The 22,402-nt window shown below is 74.7% G+C and carries 17 protein-coding genes; 5 read left to right on the top strand and 12 right to left on the bottom strand.

The genetic code is table 11. From position 1 onward, the window contains the following. Window positions 1–52: 52 nt before the first annotated feature. Complete coding sequence (locus MT994_RS06545) at window positions 53–1,051, top strand: DMT family transporter (RefSeq protein ID WP_354805617.1); 999 nt, start codon at window positions 53–55, stop codon at window positions 1,049–1,051. 33 nt (window positions 1,052–1,084) lie between these two features. Here MT994_RS06545 and MT994_RS06540 read toward each other — a convergent pair whose 3' ends face one another. The 12 genes from MT994_RS06540 to MT994_RS06485 form a co-directional block, all read right to left on the bottom strand. Beyond that, window positions 1,085–2,149, bottom strand: a complete 1,065-nt coding sequence (locus tag MT994_RS06540) for a hydroxyacid dehydrogenase (protein WP_354805615.1) — start codon at window positions 2,147–2,149, stop codon at window positions 1,085–1,087. After that, a complete protein-coding gene (locus MT994_RS06535; RefSeq protein ID WP_354805613.1) occupies window positions 2,146–3,333 on the bottom strand; it encodes a dihydrodipicolinate synthase family protein in 1,188 nt (395 codons plus the stop codon). The genes MT994_RS06540 and MT994_RS06535 overlap by 4 nt, the downstream gene beginning before the upstream one ends. Beyond that, window positions 3,333–4,391 (bottom strand): NAD(P)H-binding protein, encoded by a 1,059-nt coding sequence (locus MT994_RS06530; protein WP_228075095.1) that lies wholly within the window; start codon window positions 4,389–4,391, stop codon window positions 3,333–3,335. The genes MT994_RS06535 and MT994_RS06530 overlap by 1 nt, the downstream gene beginning before the upstream one ends. An 8-nt stretch (window positions 4,392–4,399) precedes the next feature. Continuing rightward, window positions 4,400–5,320, bottom strand: a complete 921-nt coding sequence (locus tag MT994_RS06525) for a carbohydrate ABC transporter permease (protein WP_228485232.1) — start codon at window positions 5,318–5,320, stop codon at window positions 4,400–4,402. Then, a complete protein-coding gene (locus MT994_RS06520) occupies window positions 5,317–6,273 on the bottom strand; it encodes a sugar ABC transporter permease (protein ID WP_081895826.1) in 957 nt (318 codons plus the stop codon). The genes MT994_RS06525 and MT994_RS06520 overlap by 4 nt, the downstream gene beginning before the upstream one ends. A gap of 73 nt (window positions 6,274–6,346) precedes the next feature. After that, a complete protein-coding gene (locus MT994_RS06515; RefSeq protein WP_354805611.1) occupies window positions 6,347–7,621 on the bottom strand; it encodes a sugar ABC transporter substrate-binding protein in 1,275 nt (424 codons plus the stop codon). 103 nt (window positions 7,622–7,724) lie between these two features. After that, on the bottom strand, window positions 7,725–9,131 hold the full coding sequence (locus MT994_RS06510; protein ID WP_354805609.1) for a Gfo/Idh/MocA family oxidoreductase: 1,407 nt from the start codon (window positions 9,129–9,131) through the stop codon (window positions 7,725–7,727). 376 nt (window positions 9,132–9,507) lie between these two features. Beyond that, a complete protein-coding gene (locus tag MT994_RS06505) occupies window positions 9,508–11,727 on the bottom strand; it encodes a peptidase C14 (RefSeq protein ID WP_354805607.1) in 2,220 nt (739 codons plus the stop codon). A gap of 86 nt (window positions 11,728–11,813) precedes the next feature. After that, window positions 11,814–14,084 (bottom strand): peptidase C14, encoded by a 2,271-nt coding sequence (locus MT994_RS06500; RefSeq protein WP_354805606.1) that lies wholly within the window; start codon window positions 14,082–14,084, stop codon window positions 11,814–11,816. Window positions 14,085–14,990: 906 nt separating this feature from the next. Further along, a complete protein-coding gene (locus MT994_RS06495; protein ID WP_354805604.1) occupies window positions 14,991–16,055 on the bottom strand; it encodes a GNAT family N-acetyltransferase in 1,065 nt (354 codons plus the stop codon). Between the two features lie 166 nt (window positions 16,056–16,221). Beyond that, the gene (locus MT994_RS06490; RefSeq protein ID WP_354805603.1) at window positions 16,222–16,824 is read right to left on the bottom strand and encodes a HEAT repeat domain-containing protein; all 603 of its coding nucleotides are present in this window, start codon (window positions 16,822–16,824) and stop codon (window positions 16,222–16,224) included. A 61-nt stretch (window positions 16,825–16,885) separates the two neighbouring features. Next, window positions 16,886–17,575 carry a GntR family transcriptional regulator gene (locus tag MT994_RS06485; protein ID WP_086149077.1) on the bottom strand — a complete coding sequence of 230 codons (690 nt, stop codon included), beginning with the start codon at window positions 17,573–17,575 and terminating at the stop codon, window positions 16,886–16,888. Between the two features lie 147 nt (window positions 17,576–17,722). Here MT994_RS06485 and MT994_RS06480 point away from each other — a divergent pair, with 147 nt between their 5' ends. Genes MT994_RS06480 through MT994_RS06465 form a run of 4 tightly spaced genes read left to right on the top strand, consistent with a single transcriptional unit; the run spans window position 17,723 to window position 22,306 of the window. Continuing rightward, window positions 17,723–19,366, top strand: a complete 1,644-nt coding sequence (locus tag MT994_RS06480) for a hypothetical protein (protein ID WP_354805602.1) — start codon at window positions 17,723–17,725, stop codon at window positions 19,364–19,366. Beyond that, window positions 19,363–20,160 carry an SDR family NAD(P)-dependent oxidoreductase gene (locus MT994_RS06475; protein WP_144681732.1) on the top strand — a complete coding sequence of 266 codons (798 nt, stop codon included), beginning with the start codon at window positions 19,363–19,365 and terminating at the stop codon, window positions 20,158–20,160. Before MT994_RS06480 ends, MT994_RS06475 begins: the two co-directional genes overlap by 4 nt. Further along, complete coding sequence (locus MT994_RS06470; RefSeq protein WP_354805600.1) at window positions 20,157–21,470, top strand: enolase C-terminal domain-like protein; 1,314 nt, start codon at window positions 20,157–20,159, stop codon at window positions 21,468–21,470. Before MT994_RS06475 ends, MT994_RS06470 begins: the two co-directional genes overlap by 4 nt. Continuing rightward, window positions 21,467–22,306 carry an SDR family oxidoreductase gene (locus MT994_RS06465; RefSeq protein WP_354805598.1) on the top strand — a complete coding sequence of 280 codons (840 nt, stop codon included), beginning with the start codon at window positions 21,467–21,469 and terminating at the stop codon, window positions 22,304–22,306. Before MT994_RS06470 ends, MT994_RS06465 begins: the two co-directional genes overlap by 4 nt. Window positions 22,307–22,402: the final 96 nt, after the last annotated feature.

Here is a 22,402-nt window from a genome sequence, read left to right as displayed (position 1 = left end):
CGGTAGGAACACGTGCTGGTGCTGAACGGTGCGGCGGGGCGACGATCGACCCGTGACCGCACCCGAGACCTCGACGACGACACCCGTCGGCTCCGCCCGGCCCGGCCTGCCCTCCGCCCGCGGACCGGCCCGTCGCGCCGGGCTGCCCGTCGTCCTCGCGGTGGCCGTGACCGTCGTGCTGTGGGCGTCGGCGTTCATCGGCGTGCGCGCCGCCGGGCACGACTACGCGCCCGGGTCGCTCGCCCTGGGCCGCCAGCTCGCGGGCAGCCTCGGGCTCACCGCCGTCGTCGCCGTGCGGTGGCTCCGCAGCGGGCACCGGCCCGTGCTGCCCCGCGGCCGGGTGCTCGCGGGCGTCCTCGCGTGGGGCGTGGGTTGGTTCAGCCTCTACAACCTCGCGCTCAACGCGGCCGAGCAGCACCTCGACGCCGGCACGACGGCGCTCCTCGTCAACGTCGCGCCCGTCCTCGTCGCGGTGCTCGCGGGCGTCCTGCTCGGCGAGGGCTTCCCGCGGCGCCTGCTCGTCGGCATGGCCTCGGCGTTCGCCGGGGTCGCGATCATCGCGGCCGCGACCTCCTCGGGCGAGCGCGACGTCGTCGGCGTGGCGCTCGGGCTCACCGCCGCCGTCCTCTACGCCGCGGGTGCGACGTCGCAGAAGCGCCTCCTCGCGCACCTCGACGCCCTGACGATGACGTGGGTCGGGTGCCTCGCGGGCACGGTCGCGCTCCTGCCGTTCGCCCCGGCGCTCGCGGCCGACGCCACCGCGGCGCCGCCGTCGTCGACGTGGGCGGTCGTGCTGCTCGGGCTCGGCCCGACGGCCGTCGCGTTCACGACGTGGGGCTACGCGCTCTCGCGCCTCAGCGCGGGCCGGGCCGCGGCGACGACGTACCTCGTCCCGCCGCTCGTCGTGGTCCTGTCGTGGCTCGTGCTCGCGGAGATCCCGGCGCCGGTCACCTTCGCGGGCGGCGCGCTGTGCCTCGCCGGGGTCGCGGTCGCGACGCTCCCGCGGCGGCGGGTCGCCCCGGTGCCCCCGGTGCCGGCCGCGCGAGCCTGACCCGGCCCTGACCCGGCCCCGCCCGCCGCGGGCTCAGCCCATGCGGTCGAGGTCGGCCTCACGCACCTCGTGCACGAGCGGCTCGCCCGCGCGGAAGCGCTCGAGCTCGTCGACGACGATCGCGCCCTGCGCGAGCCGACCCTGCACGGTCGCGGCGGCGTGGTGCGGCGTGAGGAGCACGTTCCGCAGGCGGCGCAGCGGGTGGTCCTCGGGCAGCGGCTCGGCGTCGTAGACGTCGAGCGCGGCGCTGATCCGGCCGCTCGCCAGCTCACGGATGAGGGCGTCCTCGTCCGTGAGCCACGACCGTGCGGTGTTGACGAGCCCGGCGTGGTCGGGCAGGAGCGCGAGCTCGCGCGCGCCGAGCAGGTGGTGGGTCTCGGGCAGCACGGGCGCGTGCAGCATCGTCACGCGGCTCGTCGCGAGCAGCTCGTCGAGCCCGACGAGAGTCGCGCCGAGCGCGGCGGCGTCGGCGGGGGAGAGGGTCGGGTCGGCGACCACGACCTCCGCGCCGAGCGCGCGCAGCATCGCGACCGCCGCGCGCCCGGTGCGCGACGCCCCGACGACGCCGACGCGCGTGCCCGCCATCTCGTACCGCGGGGGTGCGGTCTCGGCGTCGGCCCACGGGACGCCGTCGTGCAGGGCGTTGTGGAACGCGGGGACCTGGTGGAGCAGCGCGAGCGCGAACGTCACCGAGACCTCGGCCACCGGGCGTGCCATCGCCTGGCCCGCCTGCGTCACGCGGACCCCGCGCTCCCACAGCGCGGGCGTGACGAACGGCTTGACGGAGGCGCCCGTGTGCGCGACGAGCCGCAGGCGGGGGAGCCGGTCCAGGAGGTCCGCGTCCAGGGGCGGCGTGCCCCAGGAGACGACGAGCGCGTCGACGCGCTCGCGCGCCGCGGGGCTCAGCCGGTCGAGCGCGACGCCGAGCGCGCGCGGGTCGTCGACGACGTCGAACGGTCCCGCGCCCGCCAGGCGCTCCCAGACGTCGGGGGCGAACAGCTCGGTGCGCAGCCACGGCGCGACCGCGACGACCGCGCGCGCGGCCCCGGCACCCGGGCCGGGCCCCGCGGCGGTCCCCGGGTCGGGCGCGCCGGTCACCGCAGCCAGTCCTCGAGGTGCTCCGCGACGAGCGCATCGTCCGCGGCGGCGAGCCACGGGTACGACGCCGTCACGCGCGTCAGCTCGTCGGCCTGCCCGGGGGAGAGGGTCTCCTCCGGGTCGAGGCACCAGATGCCGTCGAGCAGGCCCTGGCGGCGCAGCACCTCGTGCACGCCCGCGATGACGCCCGCGAAGTCGTGCGCCGCGTCGAAGACGGCCGCGTTCGCGTCGGTGAGGCCGGCCGCGCGCGCGGTGAGCGTCGCGAGGGCGGCGGCGTCGGGCACGGTGGTGCCGCCGTCGGGGCCGATGCCGTGCGCGGCGTGCGCGAGGGCCAGCGTCTCGACCGCCCCCCGGGTCCAGACCGCCCACTGCCCGAGCAGGCCGCCCACGAACCGCGCCGTGAAGGTCGAGGCGCGGCCCTCGGCGTCGGTCACCGGGACGTCGAGGCGCTGCGTGAGGTCGGCGAGGATCGCGTCGTCGTTGCCCGTGTACAGCGCGATCTGGTCGCCGCGACCCGACGCGGCGACGCCGCGCAGCACGTCGATCGTCCGGTAGCGGTGGAACGGCGCGGCCTTGATCGCGACGACTGCCTCGATCGACGCGTACTCGCGCCAGAAGCCGACGGACAGGCGCGGGCCGCCGATCGCCTCCTGGAGGTAGAACCCGATGACCGGCAGCACCTCGCCGACGGCGCGGGCGCGGTCGAGCAGCACGCGCTCGACCTCCTCGCGCGAGCCGACGAGACCGGGCACGCGCGGCGCGAGCAGCACCGCGTCGTAGCCGAGCGACGCCGCGAGCTCCGTCTCCGCGACGGCCTGCCGCACGTCGCCGGCCGCGCCCGCGACCTGGACGAGCGGGCGGGGCCCGGTGTGCAGCGAGCCCGCGGGCGCGTCGCCCGCGGCCGTCGCGCGCGACACCTCGGCCGCGAGCTCGAGCACGGGCCGCAGGAGCCCGTGCTCGCGGATCTCGAACTGCGTCGTGTGGACGCCGACGGCCACGCCGCCCGCGCCCGCCGCGTGGTAGTACCGCGTGAGCGCGCGCTGGCGGCGCTCGTCGAGGCGGCGGTCCGCGTCGAGCGCGAGGGGCTGGGCCGGGATGACGGTCCCCGCCCGCAGGAGCGCGGCGACGTCGTCGGCGAGGCGCGGGGTGGCGGGCGCCGCGGCGGGGGTGGTGGGGGCCGTCATCAGAACGCCCCGTCGCGCACGGCGAACTTCGTCGGCTTGCCGCTCGTCGGCAGCCCGGCCGCGAGCCACTGCGCCTGCCAGTCCACGAGCGTGCGCAGCGGCACCTGCGGGTAGCCGAACAGCTCGTGGCAGCGCGTCGCGTCGTTGAGCAGCGCCGTCGGGGCGGGCTCGCCCGTGAACGACACCTCGCGGTCGAGGCCGCGGCCGAGGAGCTCCGCGAGGCGCCGCACCGACGCCGTCTCCGGTCCGGTGAGGTTGATCGCCGTCGCGGGCGACGACGCGAGCGCGAGCGAGCGCAGCGCGACCTCGTTCGCGTATCCCTGCCACACGACGTTGACGTGCCCGGTGGTGAGGTCGACGGGCTCGCCCGCGAGGATCGGCGACGCGACGTCGAACAGGACGCCGTAGCGCAGGTCGACGGCGTAGTTGAGGCGGATCGTCACGACCTTCGTGCCGCGCGAGAGCGCGGCGTGCTGGAGCACGCGCTCGCGGCCGAGGCAGCTCATCGCGTACTCGCCGACCGGCCCGACGGGGTGCTCCTCGGAGCACCCGCCCGACTCGACGGGCACGAGCGGGTAGACGTTCCCGGTGGAGAACGCGGCGATGGTCGAGTCGGCGTAGCGGCGCGCGACGTCGTGCACGAGGGCCGCGTTCGCGGCCCACGCGAGCGACGGCGCGGACGACGTGCCGAACTTGGCGCCCACCATGTAGACGACGTCGGCGCCGTCGGGCAGCGCGGCGAGGTCCGCGTCGGGCGCGAGCAGGTCGGCCGCGACGACGTTCACCCCGGCGTCGCGCAGACGGTCGGCCTGCTCGGGGTCGGACCACCGCGAGACGGCGTGCACGGCGTCGCCCGTGCGCCCGGCCGCGTCGAGCGCCCGGCGGGCGAGGACGGTGAGGCTCGGGCCCATCTTGCCGCCCGCGCCGAGGATGACGAGGTCGCCCGAGCGAGCGGCCAGGTCCTCCACGAGGGCGGCGGACGGCGTCGTGAGCAGCTCCTCGAGCTCCGCGACGGACGTCGGGGCCTTGAGGGCGGTGGTGCTGGTCTGCGTGGTCATGTGGTGAGTCATCCCTTGATGCCGGACGAGGTGACGCCCTCGACGAAGAAGCGCTGGGCCACGAGGTACGAGGCGAAGATCGGAACGAACGAGATGGTGGCGCCCGCGAGCACCATGTTGAGCGGCACGTCCTGCTGCTGGAGCGAGGCGATGCCGACGGTCAGCGTCCAGTGGTCGGTGCCCTGGCCGATGATGAGCGGCCACAGGAAGTCGTTCCAGTGCCACAGGAAGACGAACGTGCCGAGCGTCGCGAGGATCGGCTTGCACAGCGGCAGCACGATGCGCAGGAAGATGCGCCACTCCGAGGCGCCGTCGAGCTTCGCGGCCTCGAACAGCTCGTCGGGCAGGTCGAGGATGAACTGCCGCATGAGGAACACGGCCTGCGCGTTCGCGAGCGTCGGCAGGATCAGGCCCCAGTACGTGTCGAGCCCGCCCGCCTGCGCGATGAGGATGAACGTCGGGATGAGCGTCACGTGGTACGGGACCATGACCATCGCGAGGAACGACCAGAACATCGCCTCGCGCCCGGGGAACTTCTTCTTCGCGAACGCGTAGCCGGCCATCGACGCGAGCAGCAGCACCGCGACGACGGAGACGACGGAGTACACGAGCGTGTTGACGAGCCAGGTGCCGATGTTGCCCGCGCCGAGCACGCGGCCGTAGGCCTCGGTCGTGAGGTTCGTCGGCAGGAGCGACGCGGGGAAGTCGATCGCGGCGGCCGGCTTCAGCGACAGCACGACCATCGCGTAGAACGGGAAGATCGTCACGACGGCGGCGAGCGAGAGCACGGCGTAGCGCAGCACCTTGCCGCGCAGCGACAGGTCGCTCGCGCCCTTGCGGCCGCGCCGGCGGCGGGTCGCGGTGGGGCGCACGGGCATCGCGGCGCCCTCGAGCACCCGCCCGGTGGTGGTGGGGTCGACGGCGGTCACTTGTCCCTCCCGATGGCATAGCGCTGGATCAGGGCGACGACCAGCGTGACGACGAACAGCGCGACGCCGAGCGCGCTCGCGTAGCCGAGGTCGAAGTACTTGAAGCCCTGGTCGTAGATGTAGAAGACGAGGTTGTAGCTCGCCCGGGCGGGCCCGCCCGCCGTCATCACGTAGACGAGGTCGAAGATCTGGAACGACGCGGTCGTCTCGATGACGGCGAGGAAGAACAGGGTCGGCTTGAGCTGCGGCGCGATGATGTGCCAGAACCGCTTCCACGGCCCGGCGCCGTCGATCGCGGCGGCCTCCTCGAGCTCGCGCGGCAGGTCCTGCATGCGCGCGAGGAGGATGAGCATCCCGTAGCCGAAGCGCGACCAGATCGCGACCATCGCGAGCGCGGGCAGCACGAGCAGCGTGTCGCCCAGCCAGGAGTCGGTCGAGAACCCGAGCGCCCCCATGAGCTTCGACCACGGCCCGTTCGTGGAGAACACCCACGTGAACACGGTCGCGGCGAGCACGAGGCTGGTGACCACGGGCAGGAAGAACACCGAGCGGTAGAAGCCGGAGCCGCGGAACGAGCGGCGCACCATGAGCGCCATGAACGTCGAGATCGCGAGCGACACGGGGACGATCAGCACGCTCAGCACGACCGTGACGCGCAGCGCCGACCAGAAGATCGGGTCGTCGACCATGCGCCGGAAGTTCTCGACGCCCGTCCACTCGGCACCGACGCCGATGGTGTAGTCGAAGAAGCTCAGCGCGACGCCGGCGATCGCCGGGCCGAAGCGGAACAGCAGGAACAGCAGGAACGCGGGGAGGGCGAACAGCAGGCCGATCCTCGCCTCACGGCGCTCCAGGACGCGGCGGGTCGTGCCGCGCGAGGGCCTCGACGGCGTCGGGCGCCGGTCGGGCCCGTCGGCGGTCAGCCCGTCCGAGGTGGGGGCGGTCGCGGTCATGGGTTCTCCTCTCGTACCGCGAGGTACCGCGGCGCGGGCAGCAGGGGGACGGCTGCCCGCGCCGCGGCGTCGGTCAGCCGAGCAGCGGGTTCGCCGCCGCGGCCGCGTCCTTCAGGGCCTGCTCGGGCGTCTTCTCGCCGATGAGCGCGGCCTGGAGCTCCGGGGCGAGCACGCCCATGACCTCACGGGACTTCTCGTTGACCTCGCCGGCCGTCGTGTACTGGAGCGTCTCCTCGAGCGCGGACAGCACCGGGTCGTCGGCGTAGAGGCCCGACTCGCTCTCGTACGGCGAGAACCAGCCGGCGGCCTGGGCGTACTCGGAGCTCACCTCGGGCGAGGTCGCGAACGCGGCCCACTTGCCCGCGGCGTCGAGGCTGTCGGCCGTCTTGAGCACGGACAGCGAGCCGACGGTGCCGAACGCGACCGCCTCGGCCTCCTTGAGAGGCGGCAGGACGACGACGTTCTCCTCGCCCCAGAAGCCCGCGACGTCCGCCGGGCCCTGCTGCCAGGTGCACGCGATCTTGCCCTTGGCGGTGTTCGTCTGCTCGAACGCGGGGATGGTCGTCAGCAGGTCCTTCTCGATGTACCCGCCCTCGGCGAGGTCGACCGCGAACTGCAGCGCCTCGACGCCCTCGGGGGAGTCGAACGCGACCGACGAGCCGTCCTCGGAGAAGACGGACCCGCCCGCCTGCCACAGCAGCGGGTAGAAGGACTCGTTGAGCGTCGCGTCGACCGAGCCCCAGTAGTTGGTGACGTCGTAACCGGCGGCCTGGAACGTCGGCGCGAGCGCCATGAGGTCGTCCCACGTCTCCGGGTAGTTCCCCGCCTCGCCGACGGCCTCGAACGCCGCGGCGTTGCACACGAGCGGCTTGCTGTTCATGATCAACGGCGAGCCGAGCATCGCGCCGTCGACCGTGACGGCCTTCGACGCGTTCTCGCGCAGGTCGCCCACCTGGTCCGTGACGTAGTTGTCCACGGCGGCGAGGGACTTGCCGTACTTCGGGATCTGGTCCGGGATGAGGTAGACGACGTCGGGGCCCTTGTTGCCCGCGATCGCGGTCGCGAGCGTCTCGTCGCGGCCGGCCCACGGGTAGATCTCGACCTTGACGTCGACGTCGGGGTTCTCCTCCTGGAACGCGGCGACCTGCTCGTCCCAGAAGGCCTTGTGGGCGGCCTCGTCGGCGATGACGGGGTAGGTCCACATGGTGACGGACCCGGACGCGGCGCCGTCCTCGGGCGTGGGGGTGGAGCTGCCGGCGCCGGCACCGCCGGCGCAGGCGCTCAGCGCGCCGAGCGTGCCGACCGCGAGCGCGGCGGTCCAGAGGCGCTTCGTCGTGCGCAGGGTCATCGACGTGTCTCCTTGGTGAGGTCCCGCCCGGGTGGGCGGGTGGGGGTGGGGGTGCTGCTGGGCGGTGTGGTGCTGTGGTGGTGCGGTCGTCGGGCCCGGCGCGTCAGCGCGCCGGGACGTCGACGACGGTGCGCCGGTGGCGCGACTCCTCGGCCGCGAACACGGCGAGGTGGCTCTGCAAGGACTCGACGGCGCCCGACCGGACGTGGCTCGGGTCCCCCGTCGCGACGGCGCGCACGAACGCGTCCATCACCCCCGAGTCGCCGCCGCCGTGGTCGTCGGCGGCGTTCGTGGCGCCGTGGTGGCCGCCGTCGTGCACGGTGACGCTGCCGTCGCGGAAGTCGGTCACGCGGACCTTCTCCCCGTCGCCGTCGAGGCACCCGTGGGTGCCGAAGATCTGGGTCTTGCGGTGGTCCTGCTCGGAGAACGCGGTCATGGTGAACGTCGCCGCGCCGCCGCCCTCGAGCTCCATGGCGACGACCTGGTGGTCGACGACGTCGTTGTCCGAGGCGTAGACGCAGCGGCCGTAGTCGGTCGTGCGCAGCGCCTCGACGACGCCCGCCTCGTCGGTCGCGTCCGTGATGACGGAGACCGGCCAGATCGGGCCCTTCTCGCGCAGCGTGGACAGGTAGAGGCGGGGCGCCGAGTACGGGCACGTGGGCTCGAGCGGGCAGTCCAGGCAGCGGTCCGCCGCGCCCGCGGGCCGCTCCTCGGGCCGGAAGTGCTTCAGGGAGCCGAAGCTCGCGACCGTCGCGATCCGCTTGCCCGTGACGTAGCGGATCCAGTCGAGGTCGTGGCTCGACTTCGCGAGGAGCATCGGGCTCGACGTCTTCTCCGAGCGCCACGGGCCGCGTACGTAGGAGTGGGCGTCGTGCCACCAGCCGACGGGCTCGAGGTGCTGGACGTTGACGATCTCGCCCAGGACGCCCGAGTCGACGACGGACTTCACCAGGTCCGTGTACGGCATGTAGCGCATCACGTGGCAGACACCGAAGAGCACGCCCGACGCCTCGACCGCGTCGACGACGTCCCGGCACTCCTCCGGGCTCGGCGCGAGCGGCTTCTCGACGAGGATCGCGTACCCCTGCGGCGCGAGCGCGACGACGGGGTCGCGGTGCTCCCGGTCCTGCGTCGCGACGATCACCATGTCCGCGACCCGGCCCGTGCCCCCCGCGGCCCGGTCGGCGTCGCCCGCGGCGACGAGGTCCTGCCAGCCGGCGAACTCCGCGACCTGCGGGAGCGCCGTACCCAGGGCGACGGCGGGCGCTGACGTGTCGGCGGCGAGCGCGGCGGGCGTGACGGCCGGGTCGGCGGGGCCGCCGGTCTGGGCCGCGGCGGCCTGGGCCGCGACGGCCTGGTCGACGACGAGCCCGCGCTGGTGCGCCCGAGGGTCGGCGACGGCGACCAGGCGGGCGCGCTCCGGGTGCTCGGCGATCCAGCGCGCGTACGTCTGTCCGCGGTTCCCGGCGCCGACGAGGGCGACGGTGACAGGCTGGGGGGTGGGGGTCACGTGTGCGGTCCTTGCTCCGTTGCGATGGTCCTGCGGGGCGGGGGTCTCCCGCCCCTGGCAGGCCTCGTTTGCTATTTGCTATAGCAAGCCTGCCATGCCGATGTTACGCCAGATCGGCGCTCGTGTTAACTCGCGCACGACGCGATGCGGAGTTGTGACCTTTCGTGCCGCGGCTCGGGGTGCCGGCGCGGTGGTCGTCGTGGGCCGGGGCCGGGGAGTGCGGGTCTACCATCCGCGCTGCTCGTTCCTCGCGGCGCTCCCGCCAGGCCCGCCACGACCCGCACTCACCACCCCCGGCCCCTTCGTCGTCCCACCTCGCGCGCTGCTCCCGCGCCGGGGTGCGCCCGGCGGGGAGAGCGGCGTGGGTGCGGGCGCGTCAGACGACGAGGTTGCCCGTCGTGACGACGCGGTCGCCGTCGTCGGGGAACGCCGTGCGGGTGACGCCCTGCTCGACGTTGCCGCTGTGGAGGACGAACGAGTCGCCGCCCAGGGCGGACGGTGCGAGCGCCAGGTTTCCGCCCGCGAAGGTTGAGCCCGTGGCGGACCACGTGTTGATGCCGGCGTCGAGGTTCACGTGCCCAGTGTCGCCCGACGGCGCGGTGCTCCGGACGCCGTCCAGCGCCCAGGTGACCGGCTTGTCCGCCTTCGCCCGGCGCAGGAAGCTCCCGCCCGCGGGCTTGCCCTCGAGCCGGGCGCCGCCGTCGAGCCGGACGGTCTGGTCGGACGCGCCGGCCGCGACGAGGGCGACGTTGCGGACGACGCCGCTGTGCACCGTGAGGTCGCCGCTCACCGTCACCGTGCCCTCGCCCTCGGCCGCCTCGAGCGTGCACGTGTCCAGCACGACGGCGCCCTTCCCGGCGAACGACGCGTTCTTCAGCCCGTTCAGGGTCGTGCGCACGAGGTGCACCGGGTTCGTGACGTTCGCCTGGGTGATCGCGGTGTCCGGCAGGACCGCGAAGCGCGACCCCTCGATGACGTTGGGCCGCGTCGACAGCGCCGACGCCTGGGAGATGATCAGGGTGTCGTCGGCCTGGCAGCCGCGGAGCTGCACGCCGTCGGCGTTGACCCACAGCATCCCCGAGCCCGCGAGGCCGTCCTTGCGGATGACCTGCACGTCCTCGAGCGTGAGGTCGGTGACCTTGACGCGTGCGACGAACCACGAGCACACGTGCCGCGTCACGGTGATGCGCTTGGCCGCGCCGCCCCAGGCCGCGCCCGAGTTGGCGAACGTCATGAGCCCCGAGTTCCCCACGTACGTGAGGTCGTGCTCGTACTGGCCGTGCGTGACGAACGGGCCCTGGTCGTCGCCGTCGCCGTGGCAGTTCTCCACGAGCCCGTACGACGACGCGGTCCAGTCGTTGAGGTGCCGCGCGTTGGTCGTGTGGCAGTCCACGACGTGCCCGTAGTTGCAGTAGATCTGCTGCGTCAGGTAGCCCGCGCCGCCCCACGTGACCGACGCCGGGTTGGTGAGCGAGCAGCCCGCCGTGCGGAAGAACGTGCTCCAGCGGCGCATGACGAGCGGCCAGAACGTCGCGACGCCGTGCACGTTCTCCACGTCGCAGCGCACCGCGTACTCGTAGGCGATCGGGTGCGAGCCCGTGTACTGGTCACCGTCGGGCCGGCCGCGGAACGCGAGGTTGCGCACGTGCACCTGCTCGACGGGCTCCACCCGCGTCCACGTGAGCGTGCGGCCCTTCGCGAGCGACCAGCCCGCCTTGTAGTTGACGCGCACGTGGGTGGCGTCGACGATCTGCGTGATCTGGACGAGGCGCTGCAGCTCGCGCTCCCACCGGCCGGCGAGCGCGTTGACCTCGACCGCGTACCACTGGCCCACCTCGAACTGCGAGGAGTCCGCGACCTCGTAGTCGTCGCGCAGCTCCGGCATCGTCGCCGTGAGGGTGTTCTTCCGGACGTCGTCCGTGACCTTGCCGCGGAAGAACAGCACGGCCGCGAAGGGGTCGTCCTGCCCGGCGTCCTCGATGCCCTCGGTCGTCATGAGGTGGTTGCCGAAGTCGAGCTCGAGGTTCGAGCGCGTGAACGTGTGGCGTCGCGCGAAGTTGAGGTCCGTGTGCGCCTCGATGCGCGTGACGCTCGGGTCGTTCACGAGGGCGTCGAGCGCGTCGTCGGCGGGGTTCTCGGGGCCGAAGAGGCCGAACCAGCGGAAGTCTCCGGTGCCGGTGTGCAGGGTGTGCCAGCGGCCCTTGGCTCCTGCGTCGGTCGGGGCGAGGACGGTGCCGCCGTTGGCGGCGGCGGTGGACCTCGCGTCGTAGCGCAGGAGCCGGGCGGCGCCGTCGCCGGCGGTCGCGTGGCCGAGGAGCTGGGCGACGGTGCCGTCGTCGAGCTTCTTGGCCTTCCAGCCCGTGAGCTCGGCGACCGTGGCGGCGACGAGGACCTCGGCGTCGGGCTTGTCGTCCTTCTTCGCCGCGAGCGGCGCGCCGACGAGCGGCGCCGCGTGGGCGCTGCCGCTGCCGAGGGCGACGGCGCCCGCGGCGAGGGAGGCGATGCCGGCGACGCGCAGCAGGTTGCGCCGCGAGGGCGGCTGGGCGGCCTCGCCCGGCGCGGCCGGCGTCGGCTCGGTCGTGGTCTCGAGGGTCATGGGGGTGTCCTTTCGTCGGCCCGGCGCGACGGCGCGGGTGTCGGTGGGGAGGCGGGAGCAGGGTGCCCGGGCGTCGCCCGGGCGGGTCACACGGTGAGGTTCGCGTCGACGAGCACGCCGTCGCCCGCGGTCGGCAGGCCCGCGCGGTCGACGCCGGTCTCGACGTTGCGGGCATGGAGGACGCGCACGCCGTCGGGCAGGTCGAGGCGACCGCCCGTGAACCGCGACCCGGTCGCGGCGTAGCGGTCGCCGGGGCGCAGCGCGACGTGCGCGGTGCCGTCGGCGGCCCGCAGGTCGGCGCCGCGGAGCGTGACGTCCACGGCACCCGCGCCGGTGCCGCGCGAGACGAGGGCCCCGGCCGTCGTCGTGCCCGCGGCCCGGACGCCGTCGAGCACGAGCCGCTGGTCGCGCGCGCCGCTGAGCCGCACGCCCACGCCCTGCCACGACCCGCCCGTGACGGTGACGTCCGCCGAGCCGAGGTCGACGGGCGCGGCCGGGGCGTCGTCCGTGCCGCCGACGAGCTCGCAGTCGGTGAACGTCACGGGGCCGGCGCCGCGCAGGATCGTGCCGTCCACGCCGGTGATGCGGGTGCGCACGAAGTGCACGGGGTTCGTCACCGGCGTCTGGTGCAGCACGGACCCCGCGGGCAGCGCGAACGCGCAGTCCTCGACGACCGTCGGGCGCCGCGACAGCGACGACCGCTGCCCGACGGCGAAGAAGCCGGCCGTGCAGCCGCGCACCTGCGCGCCGTCGGCGTTGATCGTGAGCGTCGCCTGCGGGTCGAAGGTCGAGCGCGCGACGACGTGCACGTCCTCGAGCGTGAGGTCCGTGATCTTGGTGCCCGCGACGAACCACGAGCACGTGTGGTGCTTGACCGTGATGCGCTTGGCCGCCGTGCCCCACTGACCGCCCGAGTTGGCGATGTCCATGAGCCCGCTGTTGCCGACGAACACGAGGTCGTGCTCGTACTGGCCGTGGGTCGTGAAGGGGTTGCCGCCCTGGTCGTCCCCGTCGCCGTGGCAGTTCTCCACGAGGCAGTACGCCGACGCCGTGAGGTCGTTGAGGTGCCGCGCGTTGTGGCTCGTGCAGTCGGAGACCCGCCCGTACAGGCAGTAGATCTGCTGCGTGAGGTAGCCGGCGCCGCCGTAGAACACCGTCGGCGGGTTGGCGACCGAGCACCGCTCCGTGACGAAGTGGGTGTTCCAGCGCCGCATGATCACCGGCCACCACGTGCGGTGGCCGTGCACGTCCGAGACGTCGCAGCGCACCGCGTACTCGAACGCGACGGGGTGCGAGCCGGTCATCTCGCGGTCGTCGGGCAGCTCGCCGTTCGCCGGGCCGTCGAAGGGCCCGGAGCCGTGGAACGTCATCGCGCGCACGTGCACCTGCTCGACGGGCTCGACGCGCGTCCAGGTGAGCACGCGCCCGGCGGGCAGCTCCCAGCCGTTCTTGTAGTCGACACGCACGTGCGTCGCGTCGAGCACCTGCGTGACCTGGACGAGGCGCTGGAGCTCGCGCTCGTCCCCGCCGCCGCCCGGGCGCTCGTCCGAGCGCAGCGTCCACCACTGCCCGACGGCGAACGCGCCTGCGTCCGCGACCTCGAAGACGTCCGTGAGGTCGGGGAGCGTCGTGGCGAGCGTGCGCTGGTGCGTCTCGTCGGTCACGCGACCCTGGAAGAACAGGACCGCGCCGAACGGGTTGTCGTGGGCGTTGCGCTCGATGCCCTCCGTCGTGACCGTGCGCCCGCCGAAGTCGAGCTCGAGGTTCGAGCGGGTGTAGGTGTGGCGTCGGGTGAAGTTGAGGTCGGTGCGGGCCTCGATGCGGGTGATGCTGGGGTCGTTCACGAGGGCGTCGAGGGCGTCGTCGGCGGGGTTCTCGGGGCCGAAGAGTCCGAACCAGCGGAAGTCCGCGGTGCCGGTGTGGACGGTGTGCCAGCGGCCGGTGGCACCGGCGTCGCTGGGGGCGAGGACGGTGCCGCCGTTCGGGGTCGCGGTGGACCGCGCGTCGTAGCGCAGGAGTCGGGCCGCGCCGTCGCCCGGGATCGCGTGGCCGAGGAGCTGGGCGACGGCGCCGTCGTCGAGCTTCTTGGCCTTCCAGCCGGTGAGCTGCGCGACGGTGGCGGCGACGAGGACCTCGTCGTCGGGCTTGTCGTTCTTGCTCGCGGGGAGCGTGCCGGAGAGGGGCGCCGCGTGCGCGCTGCCGGTGCCGAGGGCGACGGCGCCCGCGGCGAGCGAGGCCATGCCGGCGACGCGCAGCAGGTGGCGGCGCGAGGGCGACGACGCCGCCTCGGCGGTCGTGGGGTCGGTCGCGCCGGAGCTGATGGGCGCGGGGCGGGTCTGGGATCGGGGAGTGGACAACGGGGGCACCCTTCGTGACGTCGGGAGGACGCCGTGCGGGCGGGCGACGCGGTGGCTCCGGCGGCCCGGGGCTGCGGGGTGTTCCGGGGGAGCGGTGCTGCGGGGGTCGTGCGGTTCCGGTGCTGGGTCGGGGGTCAGCGGGTTCGTGCGCGTCGTTGCGACGGTGAACCGGACTCTCGGAGAGTAGCGGGATGCTATGGCATCGTCAAGGGCAGATCGAAAGGCGTCGGCGCAGGTCAGAGCGGTTGTCGAGCAAGAACAATTGCCATAGCAATCGAACCGAGGCGGAGCTCGGCACGCAGGCCGCGCCGAGGTAGAGCCGTGGTCGCGCGAGGTAGAGCCGTGGTCGCGCGAGGTAGAGCCGTGGTTGCGCGAGGTAGAACTCCGGTCGCGCGAGGTAGAGCCGTGGTTGCGCGAGGTAGAGGTCTGGTCACGCGAGGTAGAGCCGCGGTGTGACCCGCGGCGCGCGCGGGCTTGGGTCGGCGCGCCGTCGGTCGGTCTGGCGGTCGTGGTCCGGGAGGCCCGGCTCGATCGCCTCTTCACCTCCATGTCCGCCCGCCACTCGGCGACTGCCGGGCCTGGGGGCCCTGTGGCGGCCCGGCGCCTCGTCGACCAGGCCGTCCCGGCGGGTCGAGCAGGCGAAACGGGTGCGTGAGGCGACCTGGACGCGCCCGGACCGCCTGCTCGACGTAGCGGTGCCATGCTGCGACACGGAAATGTCGCATGCGTGCACAGCGACGACCTGGACCGATCCCCCCGTCCCGAGCACGCGCCGTCGGGCGCCAGAGCGGGGTTCTCCGTTTTGGCCCACCATGGATCTACCTCGGCGAACCGCGGCTCTACCTCGTTGACCTGCGGCTCTACCTCGGCGGACCGGGGCTCTACCTCGAGGGGTGGGTCAGTCGGTCAGAGGTAGTCGCCGGGCCAGTGGAAGCCCACCCCGGCCGCGGCGGCGTCGCGGAGGTGCGCGACGACGTCGGCCGCCGCGCGGACGGGCCGGAGCATGCCGGTCGTGTCGGTCGCGGCGACGGGCGCGTCGAGCACCGCGGCGGCGAAGCGGTCGGTCAGGGCGTGCGCGGGGAGGCGCACCTCGACGGCGGGGGGGCCGTGCAGGTGCGCGCGGTGGAGCATGGTGCGTGCGAGGGCGTCGACGACGTCGCGCGCGCGGTCCGATGCCGGGTCGACGCCGAGCTCGCGGACCTTCAGCACGCCTGGCTCGGGCTCGAGGACGAGGTAGCCCACGACCTCCCCGTCGGCTGCCCGTGCGGTGAACACCTCGGCGCCGGAGTACCAGAGCGGGATGCGCCGCTCCCAGTGCTCGGCGGTGCGTCGGACGGCGAGGGGGCGCGGCCCGTCCGCCACGGTGTCGAACGCGTCGTGCAGCACGGCGAGCTGCTCCCACCGCAGCGCGACCGACCACGCGGGCCACAGGACGCCGGGCAGGCGGTCGGTGCGGGTTCGCACGGGGGCGTCGCCCACGAGGTCCGACGGCGCGGCACCCGTCGGGAGCCCGTCGTCGTCGAGGTCGTCGTGCCCGGGGTCCGGCTCGTCGACCGGACGCGGCGCGCCGCGCAGGAGCGGCATGTCGAACGTCTCGAAGCCGCTCGACCGGTAGACGTCCGGGGTGCCGGTGAACAGGAGCGCGACGTCCGCGCCGTCTTGCTCCATCTGCTCGACGGCCCGCGCGAGCAGCGCGCGGACGAGGCCCCGTCCCCGCGCCTCGGGGGCGGTCGCGACGTTCGCGACCCCGCCCGCCCGGAGGATGCCGCCGCCCGGCCCGCCGAGCTTGCGCGGGGTCCAGTACACCGAGCCCACGACGCGGCCGTCGTCCGGGTCGACGGCGACGTGCGTGCGGTCGAGCCGGCCGTCGTCCGTCTCGTAGACCGGCACCATGAGCGGCGCGTCGAACGCGCGGTCCCACAGCGCGAAGAGCGCGGGGACGTCGTCGGGCGTGGCGGTGCGCAGGTGCATGGCAGTCCAGGGTCCGGGCCGGTGTTGACGGGATGCTATAGCAAAAGTAGGGTCGCGGGACGACCGTCGGCGTGCGACGCGACGGACCGCGCGGGCCGGGCTGGGCGCGTGCGACCCTCCTGGGTGGCGGCGCTGCCGCCACCCAGGACCGTGGTCTCGCCGGAGATCAGGCGAGCCGCCGGGCTGCCTGGCGGACGAACGAGCGAGGGTCGCCCGCCGCGCGCTCCGCGTACGTCTCGAGCTCGAGTGATCCGATCTGGTGCAGGACGTGCAGCGCGGCGATCCGCTGGTACTCGAGGCCGGACTCCCAGGCGGCGACGGCACACCCCTCCGCAGCCGGTACGCCGAGCTCGCCGAGGGAGAGCAGCGCGCGGCGCCGGACGTACTCGTCGTCGTCGGCGAAGAGCGTCAGGAGCAGCGGGGTCGCGTCAGGCCCGATGGCGGGAAGATAGGCCGCGATCTGCCACCGTGCGTCGGGCTCCGCGGACTCCGGCGCAGCGCAGACCTGCTCGGCGACGCCAGCCAGCGTCGCGGGGTGCTCGGAGAGCAAGTCGGCCAGGTCCTCGATCTCGTTGTCGCGCGCGAGGAGGTAGAGGAAGGAGGTCTTCTCCGCGTCGCTCCATCGCGTGAAAGGGCGTTCGCCGACGAGGTCCCGGGCGCAGGCGTACGTCGCGGGCCACTCCTCGTAGTCCGTCTCCCACTCCCCGAAGTCCTGGGGATGCGTCCGCGCCCAGGCGGCGAACTCTTCGGCGGCGCGCACGATGTCCATCCCGTGACCCTAGGCGGCCCGGGTTCGCGAGAGTCGCAACACGGCGCGGACGCCGCGGCGGTCAGCCGTTCGCCGCGGCGGGCTCGGCCTCGTCGTCCGTGTGGCTCGCAAGGCGCGCGGCGGCCTCGCCGATGTGCTCGGCCATGACGCGCTGGGCGGTGCCCGGGTCGCCGCCCGCGATGGCGTCGACGATGAGGTCGTGGGTGCGCGCGTGCGCGACGCGCGCCTCGGGCTCGAGCGCGGCGTTCGCGGCGCGCAGGAAGCCGGTGATGCGGCTGCGGAGCTGCGCGTTGAGCGTCATGAGCATGCGGTGGTCGGCCATCTCCCAGAGCTGCTCGTGGAAGCGCCGGTCGAGCTCGAAGACGCGGGCGTTGCTGCCCTTCTCCGCCGCCTGGACCATCTGCTGGACCGTCTTGCGCAGCTTCGCCTCCTTCGCCGGGTCCCAGGCGTCCTGGACCCGCACGACGGCGAACTGCTCCAGCAGGGTGCGCAGGCTCGAGATCTCCTCGAGGTCGCGGCTCGTGAGCGCGGCGACGCGCGCGCCGCGGTGAGGGAGCCGCTCGACGAGGCCTTCCTGGGTCAGTCGCGTCAGTGCCTCGCGCACCGGGATGTGGCTCGTGCCGAGGCGTTCGGCGAGCTTGCGCTCGACGAGCCGCTCGCCCGGCGCGAGGTCGCCGCTGAAGATCGCCTCGCGCAGCTCGACCGTGACGCGGTCGGCGACGTTCTGGTCCGGCACGCTCTTGAGCGCCATGGTTTCTCCGTGGTGTCGTGGGGGCGGCGGGCTCGGATCGTCGAGGTGGGGCGCCGCTGAAGGATAGCGGCCACGGTGCCGTCCCGGGGGCGTCCCGACCGGACTACATGCTATAGCATCGGCACTCCCGAGCCCAGAGGAGGTGCGATGGTCGCCCTGCACACGCGGGCCCCCGTCCCCGCGTTCGTCGGCCTGGCCGGCGTCGCCGTCCGCGACGTCACGCCCGCCCCGGGTATCCGGGCGCGCAACTGGGGCCCGGCGGACTGGGACGTCTCCGAGGGCGCCCACCGCGCGATGACGCTGACCGCCGTCGCGCTCGCGGAGGAGCGCCCCGACCCCTGGGCCTCCGAGCCCTTCGTCCTCGTGACGATCGACGGCACGTGGTGGCGCCGGGTCGACGACGAGGCGACCCTGCGCGCGACCGTCCTCGACGCGACCGGGCTGCCCGTCGAGCGCCTGCTCGTCTCGCTCTCGCACACGCACGCCGGGCCGGTCCTGTGCTCGGGCGACACCGACCTCGCGGGCGGCGACCGCGGCGTCGCCTACCTGCACGGCCTCGCGCGCGCAGCGGCCGACGCCGCCGTCGAGGCGATCGCGGCCCTCCGGCCCGCGACCCTCGAGTGGACGACCGGCCGCTGCGGCCTCGCGTCGAACCGCGAGGCGCTGCTCGACGGCTGCGCCGGCGGGGAGGCGGGGACGACCGCGGGAGCCTCTGCGGAGAGCACGCGGCCCCGGCCGCTCGTCGGCTTCAACCCCGACGCCGGCACCCCGCGCTCGCCCGGCGCCGACCCCGCGGACGACACGGTCGTCGTCGGGCGCCTCACCGCACGCCCGGCGCCCGCCGGGGAGACGCGGCCCGACGGCGCCGCGCCCGCAGGCGAGGACGTCACCCTCGCGACGATCGTCAACTACGCGTGCCACCCGACGACGCTCGCCTGGCAGAACCGGCTCGTCTCGCCCGACTATGTGGGCGCGATGCGCGACCTCGTCGAGCGCGAGACGGGCGCTCCCGTCGCGTTCGTGCAGGGCGCGTCGGGCGAGCTCGCGCCGCGCGAGCAGTACACGGGCGACACCGCCGTCGCGGACCGGCACGGCACCTCGCTCGGCCATGCCGTGCTCGCGGCGCTCGCCGAGCTCCCGCCGCCGGGCACGGAGCTGGAGCTGACCCACGTCGTCGAGTCCGGCGCGCCGCTCGCGGTCTGGGAGCCCGCGCCGTCGGCCGCGCTCCGTGGCCCAGGCACCGATGCCCGGCCCGACGCACGGACGCTCGCCGCCGTGGTAGAGCCCGTCACGCTCGACCTGCGCGACCTCCCGACGTGGGACGAGCTCGAGGCCGAATGGGCCGACATCGACCCGCGCTCGCGCGAGGAGCGCCTGCGCCGCGCCCGGAACCTGCGCGACGGCTACGTCACCGGCCCGACCGTCCAGCACCCCACGTGGGTGTGGCGCGTCGGCGAGGCGCTGCTCGTCGCGCACCCGGGCGAGGCGTACTCGCGCCTCCAGCGCACGGTGCGCGCCCACGCCGGGAGGCGGCCGGTCGTCGTCGCGAACCTCACCAACGGGCCCGGCTTCGTCTACCTGCCCACCTGCGAGGCGTACGACGTCGGCGCCTACCAGGCGTGGCAGTCGCCGCTCGCGCCGGGCTCGCTCGAACGCCTGGAGCGGCACGCGTGCGCCGTCGTCGACGACGTGCTCGCCGACGCCGCCGCCTGGCCGCCCGGCGTCGCCGCACCCGCCGAACCGACGTCCGCCGCACCCCCGACCCGTCCCGTCCCCGAGGAGGACCAGTGACCACCCCCGCCCTCGACGCCCCGCGCGTCCCGCTCGCCGTCGTCACCGGGGGAGCGGCCGGCATCGGCCGTGCCGTCGCCGAGCGCCTCGCGACCGACGGGTTCCGGGTCGTGTGCGCGGACGTCGTGCAGCACGACCTCCCCGCGCTCGACCTCGGCGCCGTCCCCGACGCGCCCGGGCTCGTGTGGGCCCCGCTCGACGTCACCGACCACGCCGCCGTGCGCGCCGCGTTCGACGACCTCGCCGCGGCGTTCGGCGGGATCGACGCGCTCGTCAACAACGCGGGCATCCAGCGCCACCGCGCGCTCGAGGACCTCACGTGGGACGAGTGGTCGGCCGTCGTGGACGTCAACCTGCACGGCGTCTTCGCGTGCCTCCAGGCCGCGGGCCGCCACATGCTCGCGGCGGGCCGGGGCGCCGTCGTCAACATCTCGTCCGTCTCGGCCCGCGGCTCCGCCGGCCGGGCCCCGTACTCCACGACCAAGGCCGCCGTCATCGGGCTCACCGCGACCGCGGGAGCCGAGTGGGCCGCGCGCGGCGTGCGGGTCAACGCCGTCGCGCCCGGGTACATCGACACGGGCGTGTTCCGCCAGGGCGTCGCGCAGGGCACGCTCTCGGAGGAGACGATCCTCGCGCGCATCCCCGCGCGCCGGCTCGCCCAGCCGGAGGAGATCGGCAACGCGGTGAGCTGGCTCGTGTCCGACCAGGCCGCGTACATGGTCGGGCAGACCGTGTACGTCGACGGCGGGTTCCTCGTCGACTACGGCGTGCCGCTCGCCAAGAAGCCGGAGTGAGCGTGGGGTCCGCCGCGCGCGTCGTCGCCGTCCGCACCGCGACGACGGTCGTCCCGCTGCCGCAGCCGCTGCGCCTCGGCGCGATGACGGTCGAGCGCCGCGAGTACGTCGGCGTGCGCGTCGTCGCCGAGACGGACGACGGTCGCACCGTCGCCGGGGAGTCGTACGCGCTCACGCGCGAGGCGCCCATGGCCGAGCTCGTGGACCGGCTCGTCACCCCGCACGTGGTGGGCCGGGAGGTCGTCGCGTCCGACGGCGTCGCCGCGCGTCAGAGCGTCGGCGCGGCCTGGGACGCGGCCCTGCGCGGGTCCGCGATCGTCGGCCGCGTGGGCCTCGTGCGTCGCGCGGTCGGCCTGGTCGACGTCGCGCTGTGGGACCTCGCGGGCCGCCTCGCCGGTCGTCCCGTGTGGTCCCTGCTCGACGACGGCCCGCACCTCGCGGGGTCCGCGAAGCCGGGTGTCGGCGGCGACAGGGACGTTCCGTCACGTGCCGTCGCCGGGAGTCCCCGCGACGTCTCATCCGGGGCGGCCGTCGCAGCGCCACGCCCCGCGATCCTCGTCGCCGCCTACCCGACGCCCGGCCGCACCGCGCGCGACGTCGCGGACGAGGTGCTCGCGCACGCGCGCGCCGGGTGGCCGCTGCTGAAGATCTCGCGCTCGCCCGACCGCGCCCTCATGCGCGACCTGCTCGCGATCCTGCGCGCCGAGCTGCCCGACGTCACGGGCCGGCCGACCATCGCAGCCCGCAGCGGCGTCGTCGTCGACGTGGGCTTCGGCTGGCGCGACGCCGACGAGGCGCTCGCGGACCTCGACGCGTGGGGCGTCACGGGTGCGGCGGGGGAGGGCGTGCCCGCGCTGGCGTGGCTCGAGGACCCGCTGCTGCCCGAGGACGCGGTCGGCGCGGCGCGCGTCCGCGACGCGTCCGGGCTGCCGCTCTCCGTGGGCGACGAGGTCACCGACCCTGAGGTCTTCGCGCGGCTCGACGCGCTGGGCGCGCTCGACGTGCCGCGCGTCGACGTCGTCGCGATCGGCGGCATCACGGCCGCCGACCCGCTCGTGCGCGCGTGGGCGGCGCGGGGGAAGGTCGTGTCCAGCCACGTGTACCCGGAGGTGAGCGTGCACCTGGGCGGAGCGGCGGGCATCGGCGTCGAGACCTTCGACCGCTCGCCCGCGGGCAACCCCTACGACCCCGCGCCGCTGCTCGTGCGCGCCGGTCCCGTGTTCGACGGCGGCCACGCCACCCCGCCCGAGGCGCCCGGCCTGGGCTTCACGCTCGACCCCGACCGCTTCGACCTGGAGGCGACCCCGTGACAGGACCCACGGACGGACCCGCGAGCAAGCACCGCAGCGTCGTCGTCACCGGCAGCGGCAAGGGCATCGGCCGCACCGTGGCCGCGCGCCTCACCGCCGACGGGTGGACCGTCGTCGGGCTGGAGCGCACCCCGGGCTCGGGGACGGTCGAGGAGGGGGTGTGCGCTGCCGTCGTGCTGGGGGACTCGCGCGACCGCGAGGCCCACCGCGAGGCCGCGCGGACCGCGCGCGACCTCGCGCCGCTCGCCGGATGGGTGAACAACGCGGGCATCACCGTCCGCACGCCGCTGCACGCGCTCGCCGACCCGGAGCGGGCGGCGCAGGTCGAGCAGGACGCGCGCGACGTCGTCGAGATCAACGGTCTCGGCTACCTGTGGGGCTGCGCCGCCGCCGTCGAGGCGTTCACCGACCAGGTGAGCGGCGGGTCGATCGTCAACATCGGCTCGATCCACGGCCGCGCGGCGTTCGCCGACCACGCCGCCTACGAGCTGACCAAGGGCGGCATCGACGCGCTCGCGCGCTCCGTCGCCGTGACGTACGGGCGGTACGGCATCCGCGCCAACACCGTCGCGCCGGGCGGGGTGCGCACCCCGCACCTCGACGCGCAGATCGCCCGCGCGGCCGACCCGGCCGCCGAGGAGCGCGCCCTCGCCGAGGGCCCGCCGCTCGGCCGCATCGCCGAGTCCGCGGAGATCGCCGCCCTCGTCGCGTTCCTGCTGTCCGACGAGGGCGGCTACGTGTCCGGCCAGTCGATCGCCGCCGACGGCGCCTGGACCGCGTCGTTCGGCAACCCGCCCCACGACCCCGACCTCGACGCGCGGTACGGCCTTACCTGACCTGGGATACAGGAACCCGACGAGCCCCCGCATCGTCGACGCGAGAAGTGAGTTGTGGCCCCTGGCAGGCTGGCGACAGGGGCCATTTCTCGCCTC

It is taken from the genome of Cellulosimicrobium sp. MI9406 (assembly GCF_040595865.1).
Taxonomy (GTDB): domain Bacteria; phylum Actinomycetota; class Actinomycetes; order Actinomycetales; family Cellulomonadaceae; genus Cellulosimicrobium; species Cellulosimicrobium funkei.
The sequence above is the reverse complement of the archived record's forward strand: the minus strand, read 5'-3'. Positions and strand labels throughout refer to the sequence as shown.

Excerpts from the sequence above, each read along its gene's own strand:
- MT994_RS06535 (WP_354805613.1), bottom strand. The coding sequence starts at position 3,333 with ATGACGGCCCCCACCACCCCCGCCGCGGCGCCCGCCACCCCGCGCCTC.
- MT994_RS06530 (WP_228075095.1), bottom strand. The coding sequence starts at position 4,391 with ATGACCACGCAGACCAGCACCACCGCCCTCAAGGCCCCGACGTCCGTC.
- MT994_RS06520 (WP_081895826.1), bottom strand. The coding sequence starts at position 6,273 with ATGACCGCGACCGCCCCCACCTCGGACGGGCTGACCGCCGACGGGCCC.
- MT994_RS06515 (WP_354805611.1), bottom strand. The coding sequence starts at position 7,621 with ATGACCCTGCGCACGACGAAGCGCCTCTGGACCGCCGCGCTCGCGGTC.
- MT994_RS06505 (WP_354805607.1), bottom strand. The coding sequence starts at position 11,727 with ATGACCCTCGAGACCACGACCGAGCCGACGCCGGCCGCGCCGGGCGAG.
- MT994_RS06495 (WP_354805604.1), bottom strand. The coding sequence starts at position 16,055 with ATGCACCTGCGCACCGCCACGCCCGACGACGTCCCCGCGCTCTTCGCG.
- MT994_RS06490 (WP_354805603.1), bottom strand. The coding sequence starts at position 16,824 with ATGGACATCGTGCGCGCCGCCGAAGAGTTCGCCGCCTGGGCGCGGACG.
- MT994_RS06485 (WP_086149077.1), bottom strand. The coding sequence starts at position 17,575 with ATGGCGCTCAAGAGCGTGCCGGACCAGAACGTCGCCGACCGCGTCACG.
- MT994_RS06480 (WP_354805602.1), top strand. The coding sequence starts at position 17,723 with ATGGTCGCCCTGCACACGCGGGCCCCCGTCCCCGCGTTCGTCGGCCTG.